Source organism: Nonomuraea sp. JJY05 (genome assembly GCF_043496855.1).
Taxonomy (GTDB): domain Bacteria; phylum Actinomycetota; class Actinomycetes; order Streptosporangiales; family Streptosporangiaceae; genus Nonomuraea.
Genome location: NZ_JBIEIS010000004.1, coordinates 149,769 through 169,242, shown reverse-complemented (window position 1 = coordinate 169,242; position 19,474 = coordinate 149,769). Strand labels below are relative to the sequence as shown.

General features: G+C 71.4%; 12 protein-coding genes and 1 pseudogene. 7 read left to right on the top strand and 6 right to left on the bottom strand.

Annotation, left to right across the window (positions count from 1 at the left end):
- Positions 1-79 precede the first annotated feature (79 nt).
- The 6 genes from ACFKCF_RS06840 (at position 80) to ACFKCF_RS06815 (ending at position 9,170) form a co-directional block, all read left to right on the top strand.
- Entirely contained in the window at positions 80-1,276 is a 1,197-nt protein-coding gene (locus ACFKCF_RS06840; RefSeq protein ID WP_394491771.1) for a carbohydrate kinase family protein, read from the top strand.
- A gap of 4 nt (positions 1,277-1,280) precedes the next feature.
- Positions 1,281-2,645 carry an extracellular solute-binding protein gene (locus tag ACFKCF_RS06835; RefSeq protein WP_394491769.1) on the top strand — a complete coding sequence of 455 codons (1,365 nt, stop codon included), beginning with the start codon at positions 1,281-1,283 and terminating at the stop codon, positions 2,643-2,645.
- A gap of 8 nt (positions 2,646-2,653) precedes the next feature.
- A complete protein-coding gene (locus ACFKCF_RS06830; protein WP_387560012.1) occupies positions 2,654-3,538 on the top strand; it encodes a carbohydrate ABC transporter permease in 885 nt (294 codons plus the stop codon).
- Positions 3,535-4,335 (top strand): carbohydrate ABC transporter permease, encoded by an 801-nt coding sequence (locus ACFKCF_RS06825; RefSeq protein ID WP_394491766.1) that lies wholly within the window; start codon positions 3,535-3,537, stop codon positions 4,333-4,335. The genes ACFKCF_RS06830 and ACFKCF_RS06825 overlap by 4 nt, the downstream gene beginning before the upstream one ends.
- A gap of 16 nt (positions 4,336-4,351) precedes the next feature.
- Entirely contained in the window at positions 4,352-7,129 is a 2,778-nt protein-coding gene (locus ACFKCF_RS06820) for a sugar-binding protein (protein WP_394491764.1), read from the top strand.
- A gap of 109 nt (positions 7,130-7,238) precedes the next feature.
- Positions 7,239-9,170 (top strand): alpha-glucuronidase, encoded by a 1,932-nt coding sequence (locus tag ACFKCF_RS06815; protein ID WP_394491762.1) that lies wholly within the window; start codon positions 7,239-7,241, stop codon positions 9,168-9,170.
- Here ACFKCF_RS06815 and ACFKCF_RS06810 read toward each other — a convergent pair.
- The gene (locus tag ACFKCF_RS06810; protein WP_394491760.1) at positions 9,132-11,708 is read right to left on the bottom strand and encodes a hypothetical protein; all 2,577 of its coding nucleotides are present in this window, start codon (positions 11,706-11,708) and stop codon (positions 9,132-9,134) included. The two genes, ACFKCF_RS06815 and ACFKCF_RS06810, sit on opposite strands and share 39 nt — an antisense overlap.
- A 70-nt stretch (positions 11,709-11,778) precedes the next feature.
- Positions 11,779-12,465 (bottom strand): DUF624 domain-containing protein, encoded by a 687-nt coding sequence (locus ACFKCF_RS06805; RefSeq protein WP_394491758.1) that lies wholly within the window; start codon positions 12,463-12,465, stop codon positions 11,779-11,781.
- Positions 12,466-12,482: 17 nt separating this feature from the next.
- On the opposite strand from ACFKCF_RS06805, the pseudogene ACFKCF_RS06800 reads away from it, so the two are divergent.
- Positions 12,483-13,411, top strand: a pseudogene (locus tag ACFKCF_RS06800) (RNA-guided endonuclease TnpB family protein); the annotation flags it as partial.
- Here ACFKCF_RS06800 and ACFKCF_RS06795 read toward each other — a convergent pair.
- The 4 genes from ACFKCF_RS06795 to ACFKCF_RS06780 are packed head-to-tail and all read right to left on the bottom strand — an operon-like array spanning position 13,392 to position 19,239.
- Entirely contained in the window at positions 13,392-15,029 is a 1,638-nt protein-coding gene (locus ACFKCF_RS06795; RefSeq protein WP_394491756.1) for an extracellular solute-binding protein, read from the bottom strand. The pseudogene ACFKCF_RS06800 and the gene ACFKCF_RS06795 overlap by 20 nt on opposite strands.
- 27 nt (positions 15,030-15,056) lie before the next feature.
- Positions 15,057-15,932, bottom strand: a complete 876-nt coding sequence (locus ACFKCF_RS06790) for a carbohydrate ABC transporter permease (RefSeq protein ID WP_394491754.1) — start codon at positions 15,930-15,932, stop codon at positions 15,057-15,059.
- Positions 15,929-16,912, bottom strand: a complete 984-nt coding sequence (locus tag ACFKCF_RS06785; RefSeq protein ID WP_394491752.1) for an ABC transporter permease — start codon at positions 16,910-16,912, stop codon at positions 15,929-15,931. Before ACFKCF_RS06785 ends, ACFKCF_RS06790 begins: the two co-directional genes overlap by 4 nt.
- The gene (locus ACFKCF_RS06780; protein WP_394491750.1) at positions 16,909-19,239 is read right to left on the bottom strand and encodes a glycoside hydrolase family 3 N-terminal domain-containing protein; all 2,331 of its coding nucleotides are present in this window, start codon (positions 19,237-19,239) and stop codon (positions 16,909-16,911) included. Before ACFKCF_RS06780 ends, ACFKCF_RS06785 begins: the two co-directional genes overlap by 4 nt.
- Positions 19,240-19,474 lie beyond the last annotated feature (235 nt).

Below are 19,474 nucleotides of genomic sequence, written 5' to 3'. Positions count from 1 at the left end.
TCAGGGGAAGACTTGAAGTGCGCGAGCAAACGTGCAAGATTGCGCACATCTCGATATGTGTCGGGGAGGACTCATTCCCGTGTCTAATCAGGTCTACGACCCTCTCGCCGCCGAGCGCACCCCGGAGGGGCCGCAGTTCGACGTCTTCCTGGCGGGCACGGTCTTTCTGGACATCGTCTTCACCGGTCTGCCCGCGATGCCCGCCGCCGGAACCGAGATCTGGGCGGAGGGCATGGGCTCATGCCCTGGCGGCATCGCCAACCTCGCCATCGCGACCAGCCGGCTGGGCCTGCGCACCTCGCTGGCCGCCGCGTTCGGCGACGACGACTACGGCGACTTCTGCTGGCGCACGCTCGAGGAGCAGGAGTCGGTGGACCTGTCCAGGTCGCGGCGGTTCGAGCACTGGCACTCGCCGGTGACGGTCTCCATGGCGGTCGACCGCGACCGCAGCATGGTGACGCACGGCCACCCCTCGCCCCTGCCGGCCTCGGAGATGATCGGCAAGCCGCCGCAGTCCAAGGCGGTGATCGTGACGCTGTCCACCGACGATCCGCTCGACTCGCCGGACAGCCCGTGCAACTGGGCCGAGCTGGCGCGCCGCGACGGCTCGCTCATCTTCGCCGACGTGGGCTGGGACCCCTCGGGGGCCTGGTCGGCATCCCTGCTGGACCAGCTCGCGCTCTGCCACGCGTTCATGCCCAACGCGGTCGAGGCGATGGCCTACACCGGCGCCGACACCCCGCGCGACGCGCTCTACGCGATCGCCGACAAGGTGCCCGTGGCCGTGGTGACCGACGGGGCCAACGGCGCCATGGCCATCGACTCCGTCAACGGCGAGGAGGCGTTCGTGCCCGCTCCGCGGGTGACGGCGCTCGACCCGACCGGCGCGGGCGACGTCTTCGGCGCGGGGTTCGTGCTCGGCACGCTGTCGCGCTGGCCGCTGTCCGACCGCCTGGCGTTCGCGCAGCTGTGCGCGGCGCTGGCGGTGCAGCAGTTCGGCGGCTCGCTCGCGGCGCCCGGCTGGGGCGACATCGCCGACTGGTGGCACGAGGTCCGCGACTCGGCCGACCACAGCGGCGCCTACGGCAACTCGCTGGCCCGCCGCTACGCCTTCCTCGACAAGCTGGTGCCCGCCGTGCCGGTGGGCGCCGTGCGCCGCGCGGCCGCGACCATCGCCCGGTACGCCGACGTCGGCCCCAAGGTTTCCACCACGCGGCCGAACCAACCCGAGGACGAGGGCCCCGACACGCCTCGCGTGCCGGCGCAAAAGGAGTAACACCATGAACCCCCCGCTCCGAGCGCTCGCGGTGCTCGCCGCCAGCGCCCTTGCCGTGACCGCGTGCGCCCCCGGATCCTCCGCCCCGCCGTCGGCGACCTCCGCGCAGCCCTCCGCCTCCGCGGTGCGCACCGACGCCGCGGCGCTCGGCAACGTCACCCTCACGATCTGGGACCAGGAGGTACGCGGCGGGCAGGCCGCCCAGATGAAGCAGCTCAACGACGCCTTCCAGGCGAAATACCCGAACATCAAGATCAACCGGGTGAGCCGCTCCTTCGACGACCTCAACACGACCCTGCGCCTGGCCCTGAGCGGCAACGAGCCGCCCGACATCGTGGAGGCCAACAACGGCCGCTCCTCGATGGGCGCGTTCGTCAAGGCCGGGCAGCTGCGCCCGCTGGACGCCTACGCCGAGGCGTACGGGTGGAAGAAGCGCTACCCGCAGTCGGTGCTGCGCTATTCGAGCTACAGCGCCGACGGCAAGATCTTCGGCGAGGGCAACCTGTACGGCCTGCCGCAGGTCGGCGAGGTCGTCGGCATCTTCTACAACAAGGCCAAGCTGACCAAGCTCGGCCTGCGGCCGCCCGCGACGTGGGCCGACTTCGACGCCGCGCTGGCCAAGGCCAAGACCGCCGGCGAGGTGCCGATGCAGCTGGGCAACCTCGACAAGTGGCCGGCCATCCACGTGTTCGGCACGGTGCAGAGCCGCGGCGTGCCCGCCGACCAGATCAGCACGCTGGCCTTCGGCCGCAAGGGCGCCTCGTGGAACACGCCGGAGAACACCAAGGCCGCCGAGGAGCTCGTCGGCTGGGTCGACAAGGGCTACTTCAACAAGGGCTTCAACGGCCAGGGCTATGACCCGGCGTGGCAGGCGTTCGGCAAGGGCGAGGGCGTCTTCCTGATCGGGGGCACCTGGCTGCTCGCCGACCTGCAGAAGGCGCTGGACAAGGACCTGGGCTTCATGCTGCCGCCGGGCGCCACGGCCGACGCTGCGCCCGTCGCGACCGGCGGGACCGGGCTGCCGTTCGCGATCACGGCCAAGAGCGCCAACCCCGACGCCGCGGCGGCGTACATCGACTTCATCACCAACGCCGACGCGATGAAGGTGCTCACCACCACGGGCAACCTGCCGGTGGCCGACACCGCGCAGCAGAGCGTCCCGGCGGGGCCGCAGCAGGACGTCTTCACCGCGTTCGGCACGGTCACGGCCAAGGACGGGCTGGTGCCGTACCTCGACTACGCCACCCCGACGTTCGCCGACACGCTGGGCGCGGCGCTGCAGGACCTGCTGGCCAAGAAGCAGACCCCGCAGGAGTTCCTGGCCACGCTGGAGAAGGACTACAAGACCTTCGTCGAGAGCAACGGGTGAGCCCACCGATGACCGGGGGCCGGCCTCCGGGAGAGCCTCGCCGCGTCGCCTACCTCTACCTGCTGCCGGCGTTCGCCGTCTACGCGGCGTTCCTGCTCTATCCGATCGGGCGCGCGGTGCAGCTGTCCCTGTACGACTGGGACGGCCTGTCTCTCGGCCGCTGGGTCGGCCTGGACAACTACCTCGCGATCGTCTCCGACGAGGGGCTGCGGGCGGCCTTCGGCCACGCGCTGGTGCTGGTCGTGTTCTACGCGGCCGCGCCGCTGGCCATCGGGCTGGGGCTGGCCGCGATCCTCAACCACGCCAAGGTGCGCGGCCTCGGCTTCTTCCGCACGGTGGTGTTCCTGCCGCAGGTGGTGGCCATGGTCGTGGTGGCCGTGGCCTGGCGGCGGGTCTACGCGCCCGACGGCACGCTCAACACCCTGCTCGGCGCGCTCGGGCTGGACTCGCTGACGCGGGGCTGGCTGGGCGACTACACGTTCGCGCTGCCCGCGGTCGGGGTGGTGGGCACGTGGTTCGAGACCGGGCTGGTGACCGTGCTGCTGCTGGCCGGGATGAGCCGCATCCCCGGCGAGCTGTACGAGGCGGCGCGGCTGGACGGGGCGGGCGCGGTCAGGGAGTTCTTCGCGGTCACGCTGCCGTCGGTGCGCGGGGAGATCGCCGTCGCGCTGACGCTGACCGTGATCGCCGCGCTGCGCACGTTCGACCTGGTGTACGTCACGACGCGCGGCGGGCCCGGCGACTCGACGTCGGTGCCGTCGTACGAGGTCTACCACCGGGCCTTCGGGCTCAGCCAGATCGGCTCGGCCGCGGCCATCGGCGTCACGCTCACCGTGGTCATCTTCGTGATCTCGTTCGGGATCAACCGGTTCGCCGACAGGAGGGTGTCGTGATCTCGCGGGGCGAGCGGGTGGCCAACTACGTGATCCTGTCGGCGTTCGCCGCCTTCGCGCTCTTCCCCATCGTGTCGATCCTGGCCGCCGCGCTCGGCCCCGCCGACAGCGGGGACACCTCCGGGCTGGGCAACTTCGCGGCGGCGTGGGAGATCGGGCGGTTCGGGACGTACCTGCGCACCAGCCTGGCGGTGTCGTCGTTCGTCGTGGTCGTGAGCGTGGTGCTGTCGATCCTGAGCGGGTACGCGTTCGGCACGATGCGCTTTCGCGGCCAGTCGGTGCTGTTCTACCTGTTCATGCTCGGGATCATGATGCCGAGCGAGGCCATCGCGGTGCCGCTCTACTTCGACCTGCGCTCGCTCGGCCTGATCGACACGTTCTGGTCGGTGGCGCTGCCGCAGGTGGCGCTGTCGGTGGCGTTCGGCACGTTCTGGATGCGGGCCTACTTCCGGGCCTCCAACCGGGCCATCGTCGAGGCCGCCCGCATCGACGGCGCCTCGACGTGGCGCATCCTGTGGCAGGTGCTGGTGCCGCCGGCCCGGCCCGCCGTCGTCACGCTGACCGTGCTGGTCTTCATGTGGACGTGGAACGAGTTCCTCATCCCGCTGATCATGGTGACCAGCGAGTCGCTGCGCACCGCGCCGCTGGGTCTGGCATTCTTCCAGGGCCAGTACACCTCCGGCTTCACCCTGCTGGCCGCCGGCTCCGTCATCGTCGCGACCCCGGTCGTGATCTTCTACTTGTTCCTCCAGCGCCACTTCGTCCGCGGGCTGCTCCAAGGGGCGGTCCGCGAGTAACTGTTCCGGAGGTCCCATGCGTAAACGCCTGTCGCTGGTGCTGGCCGCCACGGTCGCGCTCGCCCTTTTACCCGCCGTTCCCTCCGAAGCCTCCACAGCCCCCACCAACGGCGCTCCCGTGGACCTCGACGCGCTGTTCGTCGGGGCGCACCCCGACGACGAGGCGTTCAGCCTGTCCACGCTCGGCCAGTGGAACGAGGACCACCGCGTGCGCACCGGCGTCGTCACCGTCACCCGGGGCGAGGGCGGCGGCAACGCCGTCGGGCCCGAGGAGGGTCCGGCGCTCGGCCTGCTGCGCGAGTCCGAGGAGCGGGCGGCGGTCGGCAAGGCGGGCGTGCGCGAGGTGTTCAACCTCGACGACGTCGACTTCTACTACACGGTGAGCGCGCCGCTGACCGACCAGATCTGGGGCGCGGACACCCTGGAGAAGGTGGTGCGGGTGGTCCGCCAGACCAGGCCCGAGGTCATCCTGACCATGGACCCGGCGCCCTCCCCCGGCAACCACGGCAACCACCAGCAGGCGGCGCGGCTGGCCGTGCAGGCGTTCTACGCGGCGGCCGACCCCAAGGCGTTCCCCGAGCAGATCACCCGCGAGGGGCTGCGCCCGTTCGCGCCGGCCCGGCTGCTGCTCGGCGGCGGGCGCGGCACCTCCCAGACCGGCCCGTCCTGCGCCTCGACCTTCCGCCCGAACAACCCCGCGCAGAACGTGTACGGCGTGTGGGGCGGACGCGCCTCCCAGGCCCAGGGCAGGACGTGGGCCGCGATCGAGCGCGACGCCCAGCGCACGTACGCCTCCCAGGGCTGGGCCGTCTTCCCCGACGTGCCGTCGGACCCCAACCAGCTCGGCTGCGACTTCTTCACGCAGGTGGACTCGCGGGTGCCGTTCCCGGAGCCGGGCAGCGCGGCGGCGGCCGCGCCCACGGCGATCCTCGACGGCGCGCTGACCAGGGCGAGCGGGGCGGTCCCACTGGGGACCCTGTTCGGGCTGCGCACCAGCACGTTCGACGTCCGGGCCGGCACGCCGTTCACCGTCAAGGTCAGCGCGACCGCGCCGTCCCGCGAGCCGCTGGGCCGCTCGTCGGTGACGCTGGGCGTGCCCGCGGGCTGGCAGGTCAGCGGCTCGGGTGACCTGGGCAGGCTCTCCGCCGGGCGGAGCGGGACGGCGACGTTCACCGTCACCCCCACCGCGGGCACCCCCACCACGGGCACCCCCGCCGCGGGCACCGGGCGGGCGCGCGTCTCGGCCACGCTGGCCACCGAGCGGGGCCGCGGCTACACCGACCGGCAGGTCGAGATCAGCCCGCCCGTACGGGCCGGGCAGCAGCTCCTCCCCCAGGTCGCCCAGTACGAGAAGTGGACCTCCGAGGTCGGCGTGCCGCAGCTGCGCGGCATCGTCACCCCCGTGCTCACCCTGCCCTCCGGCGGGTCCCGGCAGGTCGGCGTCGTGGTGACCAACGTCAGCGACGCCGCCAGGTCGGGGACCGTGCGGGTGGACCTGCCCGCCGGGTTCACCGCGGACCGCGTGGAGGCGCCCTACAGCGACCTGGCCGCCGGGGCCTCGACGACGGTGCCGTTCACCGTCACGAACTCCGACCCCTCGCTGAAGACGTCCAACCAGGGCGGCGACTACGCCTACACCATCAGCGTGGACGGCGCGGTCGCGAGCAAGCCGGCGCTCGAACTGGTCCCGGCGACCTCCGTACCGCAGGCGTCGCCCACCGTGGACGGCGTGGCGGGCGACGGCGAGTATCCGGGTCCCGCCCTCGACATCTCGCGGCTGTGGGAGGGCACGGCCTGCTCGTCCGCGGCCGACTGCTCCGGCACGGCGAGGCTGGCCTGGCACGACGACACCCTCTACCTGCTGGTCCAGGTGCAGGACGACGTGCTCGGCACCCGGCTGGCCGCCGCCGACTGCAAGCGGCACTGGCGTACGGACTCGGTGGAGGTCACGCTCGACCCGCGCGGCGCCTCCGAGAACACCTCGACCACCTTCAAGGCCGCGGTGCTGCCGGTGACCGCCGGTTCTGATGTCGCCGGGTCCGCGACGACTCCCGATGTCGCCGAGTCCGCGACGACTCCCGATGTCGCCGGGTCCGCGACGACAGGCCCGCCGTGCTTCCTGCGGGACGCCGACAACCGCCAGGGCCCGGGCGAGCAGACCGCGCCCGGCATGCGGGTGGCCTCGAAGGTCGCCTCGGGCGGATACACCGTGGAGATGTCGATCCCCCTGGAGCTCGTCCCCGGCTCCGTCGACCCCGCCCACCTCGGGCTGAACATCCTCGTGTACGACTCCGACACCCAGGACAAGACCGGCCAGACCCGGATCGGCTGGTCGACGCGGGGCGGCGTGCAGGGCGACCCGTACCGGTGGGGCGTGGCCTCCCTGGCCGGCTACCAGCCGCCCGCGGACCGGCCGGTGCCCGACCCGGTGATCCCCGACAGCGCCCTGTCCAGCCTGGACTCGCCGCAGTCGCTGGAGCAGGCGGTCCGGGTGCACGTCCCGCTCGCGGGCGGCCCGCCGGCCAAGGAGTCGGAGAGCGGCTGGGCCGTCTCCGCCGGCCCCGGACAGGAGGGGGTGAAGGTGACGCTGCGGGCGAACGCGGCCGGTAAGGCGCACCTGTTCGTCCGCGACGGCCAGGGGACGGCGGGCAGCCGCGTCGTCACGGTGTCCCGCAAGGGCGTCACGACCGTCACCGTGCCCCTGACCCGCGCCCTGGCCGCCAACGCGGCGGTGGTGGCGGGCTGGGAGGCACCGGGCGGCGGCACCGCGGCCTCGCAGGTGAAGGTCCGCTGAAGCAGGGCTGCCCGCCTCCCTCGCAGGGGGCGGGCAGGCCACCCCTGATCGCTCGCGGCGGGCTCCGTTTCGATAGATTCGTCCCTCGGTGACCGACCGAAGGAGCCTCGTGACCATTCCCGAACTGACCGACGTCCACGCGGCGTGGCTGCCGCCCGAGGCGTTCCGGGCGATCGGTTCCCGCCGTACCCTCGTGCGGGCCGACGGGCCGCTCGCCGAGACCGTGCGGGCGGAGGTCGAGCAGGCCCGCGCCCGGTACGGCAGCGCCGCCGACGGCCCGTACGACCTGGTGCTGAGCCTGGACGCGGCCGAGAGCGCGGACGGGTACGCCATCGCGCGGCGGGACGGCGTGACGACGGTGACCGGCGGCGATCCGGTCGGGCTGCTGTACGGGTTCTTCCACGTCGTACGGCTCGGCGAGGCCGCGTTCGGGGCCGACAGGGAGACGGAGCACCACCGGCCCGCGATGCGCAGGCGCATGCTCGACCACTGGGACAACATCGACGTGCACCCGGTGATGGGCCAGGTCGAGCGCGGTTACTCGGGCGGGTCGATCTTCTGGGACAAGGGCGCCCTGCGCGCGGACCTGACCCGGGTGCGGGCCTACGGGCGGCTGCTGGCCGCCTCCGGCGTCAACGCGGTCGCGATCAACAACGTGAACGTGCACGCCACCGAGGCCCACCTGCTGACCGACCGGCTCGGCGAGGTGGCCGCGATCGCGGCCGAGCTGCGCCCGTACGGGATCCGCGTGCACCTGTCGGTCAACTTCGCCTCCCCGATCGCCCTCGGCGGCCTGTCCACCGCCGACCCGCTCGACGAGGGCGTGCGGGCGTGGTGGGCGCGGACCACCGAGCAGGTGTACGCGACGATCCCCGATTTCGGCGGGTACGTGGTGAAGGCCGACTCGGAGGGCCAGCCGGGGCCGTTCGCGTACGGGCGCACCCACGCCGACGGCGCGAACATGCTCGCCGAAGCCCTGGCCCCCTTCGGCGGGGTCGTGCACTGGCGGGCCTTCGTCTACAACCACCGCCAGGACTGGCGCGACCGCTCGACCGACCGCGCCCGCGCCGCCTACGACCACTTCGCCCCGCTCGACGGCCGGTTCCTGGACAACGCGATCCTGCAGGTCAAGCACGGCCCCATGGACTTCCAGACGCGCGAGCCGGTCTCCCCGGTGATCCTGGAGATGCGGGGCACCCGCCTGGCGGTGGAGCTGCAGGTGACCCAGGAGTACACCGGCCAGCAGCGGCACGTCTGCTACCTGGCCCCCATGTGGAGCGAGATCCTCGCGTTCGAGAACGTCGCCGAGGCGGGCGACCTGGTCGCGGTCTCCAACGTGGGCGACGACCGCTACTGGACCGGCCACCCGCTCGCGCAGGCCAACCTGTACGCGTTCGGCCGCCTGGCCTGGGACCCGGGCCTCGACCCGGCCGCCGTCCTCGACGAGTGGATGGACCTCACCTTCGCCTGGCCCGGCGAGTCGCTGCGGCGCACCCTGCACGCCATGATGGACGGGTCGTGGCGCACGTACGAGCGCTACACCGCGCCGCTCGGCGTCGGCTTCATGGTGCGCCCCGGCCACCACTACGGCCCGGACGTGGACGGGTACGAGTACACGCCGTGGGGCACGTACCACTTCGCCGACCGCGACGGCGTGGGCGTGGACCGCACGCGCGCCACCGGCACCGGCTTCACCGGCCAGTACCCGCAGCCGTGGTCGGACGTCTACGAGTCGCTCGAGCGCTGCCCCGACGAGCTGCTGCTGTTCTTCCACCACGTCCCGTACGGGCACGTGCTGCACAGCGGCTCGACGGTCATCCAGCACATCTACGACACGCACTTCGCGGGGGCGGACGAGGCGGCCGAGACGCGGCTGCACTGGGAGAAGCTCGCCGGCGCCGTGGACCCGGACCTGTACGCCCGGGTCAAGGAGCGGCTCGACGAGCAGGTCCGCTGCGCCGAGGAGTGGCGCGACCAGATCAACGCCTATTTCTTCCGCAAGTCAGGCGTTCCCGACGCGCGCGGCAGGCACATCCCCTGAGGGGCGTCCGGCGAACCGCCGGGCGACGGCGGTGACCGCCGCGAACAGCACGGGCAGGGCGACGATCGCGGGCCACGGCACGTCCGGCACGACGTCGGGCATGACGCTCCCGCCCTGCCAGGCGCGCACGAGCGGGGGCAGCGCGGCGTAGCAGAGCCCCAGCCCCGCCAAGGTGCCCCCGGCGGCGTGCCATAGATTCCCCCAACGGCCCGCGGCGGCGGAGCGGAGCAGGAGGCCGGCCGCGGCCACCAGCCCCAGCGCGATCGCCACGCCCAGCGGAGCGGGCGACGGAGCCGCCGGATCCAGCGAGTCGATCACCGTGACGTCCCATCCGGACCTGGCCACCGCCGCACGGATCCCCCTCCCGTCGCCGTCCACGGCGAGCCACCAGTCGGTGGCGGGCAGCGGCGGCCGCGCCGCGGCCAGGTTCCAGGCCTGCAGGGTCTGCCAGTCCACGAGGACTCCGGCCGAGTCGGGAGCGGCGCCGGGCATGCGCTCGACGACACCGGCGAGCTCGACCTGGAGCGGTCGCCGTCCGAGCGAGATGGTGCCGGTCCGGCCCGTGGCGAGCTTCGCCGAGGCTGCCAGATCGGCGGTGAGCACGATCGGCACCGGCCGGGCCGGGGAGGCGTTCAGCGGTACGGGCCGCACGACGACCGCGCCGTCCTTCACCTTCAGCGAGAACAGCCCCGTATCGCCTTCCGCGCCTTCCGACCAGCGCTGGCCCGCGGGCAGGGTCAATTCCCGGCCGTCGGCGCGCAACGCGGTTACGGTCGTCACATGGGGGGAGTCGTCGGTGGCGTCGCCGAGGAACCCCCGGACCGACAGCGGGTAGGCGATCCTCCCGTCCCGGCCGGCCAGGCCGGCCAGGTCCACGTCCGCCTTCGCGGAGCCTTCGCGCGGTGGTGCGACCGGCAGGTCGTGCCAGACGCCGAGCGCGTCGGAGACCACTACGCGCAGCCGCAGGGAGCCGTCGGACGGCTCCGCCTCGACGGTCAGCGTGCGCGGTTGACCGGGAAGCGGCAGGGCGCCGATCTCGGGACGGCCGGCGACCATCGTGGCCGCCACCTGCGTAACCGTCCGGTCCGACAGGTCGGGCCGCAGCCTGACCACCTCGCCGAGGAGGTCGGCGTCGACGCCGAGGAGCGTGCTGTAGCGGAGGTCGACGTCGACGCGATCGCGGTGGCCGGGCACGACGGCGCTGACCCCGGGCAGCGCGGTGAAGGCGGCGCCCCGGCCGAGGACGCCCGGCTCGCCTCCCGCCGGCGGGCCGGTCAGCCGCACGTCGGCGCCGGCCTGGTGACGGGCCTGATCCAACTGCGAGGAACGCCAGGTCGTGGCAGCGCAGATCGCGAGGACGGCGATCGCGGCGGCGATCCCCGAGGAGAGCGCCCGTATCCCCGGCCTCGGTATCTCGGCGACCAGGCACACGACCGCGACCAGCGCCATCGAGATCGCCACCAGGAGCGTTCCCGGCAGGTCCGGCAGCCGTAATCCCGCGGCCCGCCACCACGGCGCGGCCTCCGCCAGGGACAGCAGCAGGCGGGCCACGAAGGGGGCGAAGAACGCGCAGCCCATGACCACCGCCGCCGTGCCCAGGGCCCGGCCTGCACGGCTGGGCCTGGGCGCGAGGAGCAGCGCCAGGGCCAGGAGCGCCGCCACGCCCAGGACGGTCCAGCGGGCGGCCTGCGAGGCGGCCTCGATCCGGGCCAGCGTGCCGGGGAGCGCGCCGGCCGGCGTGCAGTCGGGGCAGCCGTTCTCCTTGAACCGTTCGCGCAGGTCCGGCAGCCGGGCGGCCGCCGCACGCAGCCGCTCGGCCGGCAGGCCGCGCAGGTCGGGCACGACGGTCCAGGTGGCGTCGACCGTTTCGGCGAAGCGGTCGAGGAACGTGGCCTGGTCCACCATGAGCGGGCCGTAGGTGGTGTATCCCTCCCTCTCGACGCCCCGGCCGAGCATCGGGTCGCCGGCCCAGCGCGGCCCGTACGGGTCGTCGGGCACGAACACCCCGGTGATCTTGACCCGTACCGGCTTGGCGTCGATCCGGCCGACCGTGGTGAACACCTGCCCGGGCGTGAAGCCGGTGAGCGAGGCGGCGGCCCGGGAGATCGCCGCCTCGACCGGCTCGGTGCGCGACCGGGGCCAGGAGCCGCCGATCAGGCGCGCGTGCTGCTGGTACCCGTCGAGACTGCCGAACCTGAGCCGCTCCGGCCGCCGGTACCTCAGCTTCTCCTGGCCCGGCATCGCGTAGCCGTCCGAGCGGAGCAGGGTGGTCACCTCGGTGGCCGCACCGCCGAAGGCCAGAGCGGTCTGTGCCCGCACGACCCGGTCGAACGTGGCGAAGTTCCCGGCGTTGATCACTCCGGCGACCGTGACACCGACGTCCTGAGGGGAAGCCGTCTCCACGGCACGCCGCACTTCGGCGTCACCCAGAGTTGTGGCACACATGCCGAGGCCGGCGAACACGGTGGCGACCAGCAGGCACACCACGCCCAGCCGCAGCGCCGGCGGCACGCCACCGCCGCCTTCCCCAACTCTCATGACCAGCCCTTCGGTTGCCGCGGTTGTTCAGATGATCACCTTGGCAGCCGGACGGCGGCGGTGGCCAGTCCTAGGCGGTGAAGCGCTCGCGGACCTCGTCGATCATGGGGCGGCTGTTCCACAGCAGCGCCGCGGCGAACGCCGAGGCCAGCAGGGCGGGCGCCAGCTCGGTGGCGACCATCGTGAGGCCGCCCGCCACGATCAGCAGGGACGCGTTGCCGAAAGCGGCCTTCGGGTGGCGCATGAGGAAGTACGAGGCCAGCCGCGCCACGTCCACCGCCCGGAAGGCGAACAGCGACGTGATCACCAGGGCGTTGGCGGCCCACAGCATCGCCGCCAGCGCGACGAGCACGAGCAGCACCGCCCACCACCCCGGGACGCCGGCGACGGCGAAGTTCGCCAGGTTTGTCCCGACGACGGCCAGCGCGACGAGCCACGGCACCCAGATCGTCAGCACGCCGCGCACGTTGGCCTTGTAACCGCGCCAGAACGCCGCCGCCGGATGGAGGTCGGTCAGGTCCCGGCTGCGGTGGCGCAGCGCGTAGAGGGCGGCGGACAGCGCGGGGCCGAGCGGCAGCGCGCAGGCCGCCACCAGCGGCACGTTGGCGGCGTCGGCGCCGAGCAGGGTCAGCGCGATCAGGCCGGGCGCGGTCGCGACCAGGAACAGGCCCTCGACCACCAGCAGGCTGTAGATCAGCGTGGCGGCCCGCGAGAGCGGCCCCTCGCCGAACCGCCGCCGCGCCGACACCTCGCTCATCGAATACCTCCGAGTTGGCCTTCCTTGCCGAGGTGTCCAGCGTTCCGCTCCAACAGGCCCTGCGACACCTGCAAGCGGCGTTTGCGAACTTCTTCGCCAAGCGGGCCAAGTATCCGACGTTCAAGTCCCGCAAGAAGTCGCGGGCGAGCGCCCAATACACCCGAAGCGCGTTCCGCTGGCGCGACGGCCAGCTCACGCTGGCGAAGATGAACTTGGACGCGGGGATCACTGCGCTGGTCACGCTGTCCACCGGCGAGAAGGTCGTCAACCCCCGACATGAACGCCGCGACCGGCGCAAGCTCGCCAAGGTCCAGCGTGAGCTCGCCCGCAAGGCGAAGGGCTCGAACAACCGAGCCAAAGCCCGGATCAAGGCGGCGCGCGTGTACGCGCGGATCACCGACCGGCGCCGGGATTTCCTGCACAAACTGTCCACCCGGCTTGTTCGCGAGAACCAAGTGATCGCCGTGGAGGACCTGACAGTCCGCAACATGGTCAAAAACCGCCGGTTGGCCCGCGTCATCTCGGACGCGAGCTGGCGGGAGTTGCGGTCGATGCTGGAGTACGAGGCCGCCTGGTACGGGCGGACGCTGGTGGCGGTGGACCGCTGGTTTCCCTCCTCCCAGCTGTGTTCGGCGTGCGGCGCGCTGGCCGGAAGCATGCCGCTGACCATCCGGGAGTGGAGATGCGCCTGTGGTGTGGTCCACGACCGGGACGTCAACGCTGCCAAGAACGTGCTCGCCGCCGGGCTGGCGGAGAGCTGAAACGCCTGTGGAGCTGATGTAAGACCTCAAGAGGAGTCCTCCTCGGCGGGCGATCGGTGGTGAAGCAGGAAGCCCAACCCGTGAGGGTTGGACTCCCCTCGCTTGCGGGAGAGAGGAAGTCAACGGCTCTCCTCTCCCCGGCCCGGCCCGGGCCCCGCGGGTCGGTCAGCCGTGGTCCTTCTTGAAGCGCTCGTAGGCGGTGTTGACGAGGTTGATGTAGGAGGTCATGTTCTTGGCCTCCAGCTCCTTGACGTAGGCATCCCACTCGCTCAGGTCACGCTCGCCGAGGACGAACTTGAGCGTCTGCTGGGTGACGTAGTCCTTCAGCGGCGTCTCCCACAGCGTGGCCTGCTCGCGCTCCTCGTCGTTGAACGGGTGCGGCGGCTCGACCGGGACGGCCTTCCTGGCGTTCATCACGTCCTGGAAGGCCAGCTCCTCCTCGGAGAAGGTGGAGTTCAGCAGCTTGGTCGTGCCGCCGTAGGCGAACACGCCGTTGGAGAAGCCGAAGTCCTTCTGCAGGTGCTTGGGCGCGCCGGGGTTGAGGCCGACGAAGTCGATGTCCTTGGCGAGCTTGAATGCGCCCGAGGCGTCCTTGGTGTACGTCGTGCCCTCGACGCCCCACTTGGCGAACTCCTCGCCCTGGTCGGAGTACCAGAGCCAGTCGATGAACTGCATCATGGCGACGAAGTTCTTGTTCTCCAGCGCCTTCTTGGAGATCATGACGCCGTTCTCGAGCCGGGTGCCGATCTTGGAGTCGCCGACCGGGCCCATCGGCACCGGGATCTTGGCGACCTTCGCGCCGGGCACGAGCTTGGTCAGCGTCGGGCGGTAATCGTTGACGATCGACTGCGCGTTCGCGCTGATCACGAACGACTTGCCGGAGTTGAACTTCTGCTTGGCCTGCTCGTCCTGCTGGGTGAAGCTCTCCGGGTCGAGCAGCTTCTCCTTCACGAGCTTGTTCAGATACTCCAGCATCTGCTTGTACTGCGGCATCGCGCCGGTGTAGACGAACTTGCCGGCCGTGGCGTCGAAGGTCGCGTGCTGGTACTCCCAGCCGCCCTTGGCGCCGTAGGCCTGGGCGACGAGCTTGAACAGGTTGCCGCCGGGCGTGGGGACGCCGAACCGGTCGGTCATCGGGTAGAGGTCCGGATATTCCTTCTTCAGCGCCTTGAGCACGGTGTACAGCTCGTCCCAGGTCTTCGGGACCTCCAGCTTGTGCTTCTCCAGGATGTCGGTCCGCACCGCCAGCGAGTAGTCGACCCAGACCTCCTCGTGGAGCCCCGGCAGCAGGTAGATGCGGCCGTCGGCCTGGCGCAGCGTGTCCAGCTCCGGCTCCATCTTCCACTTGGCGACCTTGTCCTTGAAGTTGGGCATCAGGTCGAAGTAGTCGCTGACCGGCAGGATGGCGCCGGAGGAGACGAACGCCTCCTCGGCCGGGTGGTAGGTCTTCGGAATGATGAGCGGGGCCTGCCCCGAGCCCACCAGCAGGCCGCGCTTCTTGTCGTAGTCGCTGAGCGGCACCTCCAGCGGCTTGAGCGTCACGTTGGTCCGCTTGGTCAACTCCTGCCAGAACAGCCAGTCGCTCTTGCCCGGGTAGAACGGGTGGTTGTTGTAGAGCACGTCGAACGAGACCGGCTCGGTGGCCTTGAACTGCTGGCCGACGCCGTAGCTGGCCATCGCGCCCGCCTTGTTCGCGGACACGTCGGCGGCCTTCTTCGGAGCCTCGTCCTCGCCACAACCGGCGACGGCCAGAGTGAGCGCACCCAGCCCGAGGAGTGCCTGCCGGCGGGAGATGTGCTGCATGGGGGGATCCTTTCGGAGGGACAGTGGTTAACCCTTGACCGCGCCGAGCATGACGCCCGAGACGAAGTACCTCTGCACGAAGGGGTAGACCGCCAGGATGGGAAGGACGGTGAGCATGATCGTCACCGACTGGATGTTGGCCGCCGCCGCCGACGCCTCGCTGAGCGACGCGCCCGCGGACTCGGCGCCGGTGGCGCCCGCGATGAGGTTGCGCAGGTAGATGGTCACCGGGAACAACTCGGTCTTGTTCAGGTAGAGGAACGCCGTGAACCACGAGTTCCAGAACGAGACCGCGTAGAACAGCACCATCGTGGCGATGACCGCCTTCGACAGCGGCAGCACCACCCGCCAGAGGACGCCGTAGGTGTTCAGGCCGTCGATGGCGGCGGCCTCCTCCAGCTCGTGCGGCAGGCCCTCGAAGAACGCCTTCATGACCAGGAGGTTGAAGACGCTGATGGCGTTGGGCAGGACGATGGCCCAGATGGAGTTGGTCAGCCCGAGGCCGTTGACCAGCACGTAGTTGGGGATCAGGCCGCCGGAGAAGATCATGGTGAAGACGGCGACCCAGATCAGGAACGTGCGGCCCTTGAGGTGCTTCTTGGACAGCACGTACGCGTAGCACGTCGTCAGCAGCATGGCGATCGCCGTGGCCACGACGGTGTAGACAATCGTGTTGCCGTAGTTCGTCCAGAACGTCGGGTCCGACACCACGAGCTTGTAGGTCGTGAGGTTGAACCCGCGCGGGATGAGGTTGACCTGCCCGCCGACGATGTAGCGCTCCTCGCTGAACGAGCGCGCGAGGATGTTGAGGAAGGGATAGAGCGTCACGATCACGACGCCGCTCAGGATGACGGCGTTGACCACCTGGAAGGCGCGGTAGCCACGGGTCTTCTCGACGGTCACCACAGGCTCGTCCCTACTGTGCGGCGGGAGATGAGGTTCGCCGAGAGGATCAGCACCACGCCGACCAGGGCCTCGAACAGGCCGATCGCGGCGGCGTAGCTCAGGTTGCTGGACTCCACGCCCATGCGGTACAGGTACGTGGAGATCACGTCGGCGGTCGGATAGGTCAGCGGGTTGTACAGCAGCAGGACCTTCTCGAAGCCCACGGCCATGAACGTGCCGATGTTGAGGATCAGCAGCGTGATCGCCGTCGGCCGGATGCCCGGCAGGGTGACGTGCCAGATCTGCCGCAACCGGCCGGCGCCGTCCATCCGGGCCGCCTCGTAGAGCTGCTCGTCGATGGTGGTCAGCGCGGCCAGGTAGAGGATGGTGCCCCAGCCGACGGTCTGCCAGACCTCCGACGAGACGAAGATCGTGCGGAACCACTCCGGTTTCTGCATGAACGCGGTGGGCTCCCCGCCGAACACCTTCACGATCTGGTTCACCGGCCCGTCGATGGCCAGCATCTGCATGACGATGCCGGCCACGATGACCATCGACAGGAAGTGCGGCAGGTAGGACACCGACTGCAGGAACCGCTTCACGCGCCGGTTGCGCACCTCGTTGAGCAGCAGCGCCAGCACGATCGGCAGCGGGAAGCAGAACAGCAGGGTCAGCGCGCCGAGGACGAGCGTGTTGGTGAACACGGTCCAGAACGACGGGTCGCTCAGGAACATCTTCACGTACCGCAGGCCCACCCAGCTTTCGCCGAAGATGCTCCCGCCGGGCTCGAACTTGCGGAAGGCGATCACGTTGCCGAGCATCGGGAGGTACCGGAAGATCGCGAAGAACAGCAGCGGCAGGATCGCCAGCGAGTACAGCTGCCAGTCGCGCCGGATCGCGTGCCGCCAGGTGCCGGGTTTGGCCCGTCTGCGCCGGCTGGGCGCCGGCCCCGCGGCCTGCACGCCCTGCGGCGGATTGTCCAACGACGTCGTGCTCATCCCGCTCCTTCCCGTGTGATACGAGCCGTGACCAGCAGGTTCCTGTCGTGCCCGAGCTCGCGCTCGCCGCCGGTCAGGCGCAGGGGCACGGCCGCCACGGCATCGGTCGCCGCGTCCGCGCTGGAGCGCCCGAAGCGCAGCTCGACGTCACCGGGCTCGACGATGCGCCGGCCGCGCACGCCGGTGAACGACGCGGCGTCGGCCGGGACGGTGAACTCCACGCGCGCGGCCTGTCCGGCCTCCAGCGGGACGCGGGCGTAGCCGACCAGCCGCACCACCGGCCTGGTGGTCTGCGCGACCGGGTCGTGCAGGTAGAGCTGGACGACCTCGGCGCCGGCCCGCGATCCGGTGTTGCGGACGCTCACCCCGACGGTGACCTCGCCGTCCACCGGCCACTCGGCCGCGCCCGTGTCGAGGGGCTCCCACTCGAACGTGGTGTAGCTCAGCCCGTGCCCGAACGAGTACGCGGGCGTCGGGTCCACCGACGACACCTGCGTACGGCGCCCGAGCCACGGCGACAGGTAGGTGGCGGGCAGGCCGCCGGCGTCGCGCGGCACGCTGACCGGCAGCCGGCCGGACGGGTTGACGGCGCCGGTGAGCACCTCCGCCAGCGCCTGGCCGCCCCGCTGGCCGGGGAAGAAGCCATAGACGACGGCCGCGGCCGCGTCGAGCTCCGGGCCCAGCGCGTACGGCCGCCCGGACAGCAGCACCAGGACCACCGGGGTGCCGGTCGCGAGCACCGCCCGGACCAGCTCGGACTGCACGCCCGGCAGGCGCAGGTCGGCGGCGTCGCAGCCCTCGCCGGAGGTGCCGCGCCCGAACAGCCCCGCCCGGTCGCCGACGGCGAGCACGCACACGTCGCTCTCCGCCGCCGCGGCGACGGCCGCCGCGATCCCGGAGGCGTCGTCGCCGGTGATCTCACAGCCCGGCTCGTACGCGAGATCGGGGATCAGCGTGCCGAGCGCCTCGCGCAGCGAGAGGAGGTCGAGCCCGAGCCCGTGCTCGGGGTGCGGGCCCACGTGGGCGGGGAAGGCGTAGCAGCCGAGCATCGCCATCGGGTCGTCGGCCACCGGGCCCACGAGGGCCACCCGCCGGCCCGGGTTGAGCGGCAGGAGGCCGCCGGTGTTGCGCACCAGCACGATCGACTCGCGCGCCAGGCGCAGGGCGAGCTCCTGGCTCTCGTCGTCGTCGAGGCGCACGTCCTCGGGTTCGCCGGGCAGCGGCCGCCAGTCCTCGTCGAGCAGCCCGAGCTCGGCCTTCTGCGCCAGCACCCGGCCCAGCGCCCGGTCGACGAGCGCCTCGTCGACCTGTCCCGACTTCACGGCCTCGATCAGCGGGGCGCCGAAGGTGTCCACCGTGGGCAGCTCGACGTCGATCCCGGCCCGTAGCGCGAGCCCGGCCGCGTCCGCGGCCTCCGCCGCGACGCCGTGCAGCTTCTGCAGGAACCGGATGGAGAAGTAGTCGGCGACCACCGTGCCCGCGAACCCCCACTCCTCGCGCAGCAGCCGGGTGAGCAGGCCCTCGTCGGCCGCGGCGGGAAGGCCGTCGATCTCGGCGTAGGAGTTCATCACCGACCGGGCGCCGCCCAGGCGCAGGGCCATCTCGAACGGCGGCAGGATCACGTCCGCCAGTTCCCTGCCTCCCATGTGGGCGGGGGCGAGGTTGCGGCCGCCCCGGGAGGCTGAATAGCCGGCGAAGTGCTTCAGGGTGGCGACGACGCCCGCGCCCTCGATCCCGCGCACGTAGGCCGCGCCGACCGTCCCGACCAGGTAGGGGTCCTCGCCGATCGTCTCCTCGGTGCGGCCCCAGCGGTAGTCGCGGGTGACGTCGAGGACCGGGGCCAGGCCCTGGTGGACGCCGGCGGCCCGAAGGGACCGGCCGATCCGCCCGGCCACCTCCTCGATCAGCTCGGGGTCGAAGGAGGCGCCCCAGCTCAGCGGCGTCGGATAGACGGTCGCGCGCCAGGCGGCGAAGCCGGTCAGGCACTCCTCGTGGACCTGGGCCGGGATCCCGAACCTGCTGGCGGCCACGATCTGGGCCTGCGAGGCGGCCAGCGAGCGAGCGCCGGCGACGGGGTCGACCGGCGCCGTGCCGAACGGGCGGGTCAGCTGGCCCAGCCCGTGAGCGATGACGTCGCTCCACTCCACTCCCGCCATGTCGGCCTGGTGCGGGGCGACGCCTCCCCCTGAGGCGTCGGCGCCGACCCAGACGCCGACGAGCTGGGCGACCTTCTCCTCCAGCGTCATGAGCGGGATGAGCGCCTCGGCCCGCTCGGCGGCAGACAGCCGCGGGTTCCGCCACTTGTCGATTGGTACCTGGCCCCTCATGCCACCCTTTCGGCTCTTAGCCGGCCTGCAGCCGAAACTTTCGAGGAATTCCCGTTAATATTGCGGCAACTTAGGGTCTGGGTTTCGGCGTGTCAAGAGGGTGCAAACTGTTATATTCGTGCTGATCACCGCAGGGTCAGGCCAGCATTCGACGCCCGCATTTCCAGAAAGTTTCCGCACGTACAGATGACAAGTTGCCGTTTCGCCCCGCTCAGGTCAGAGACTTCGTCAGAGT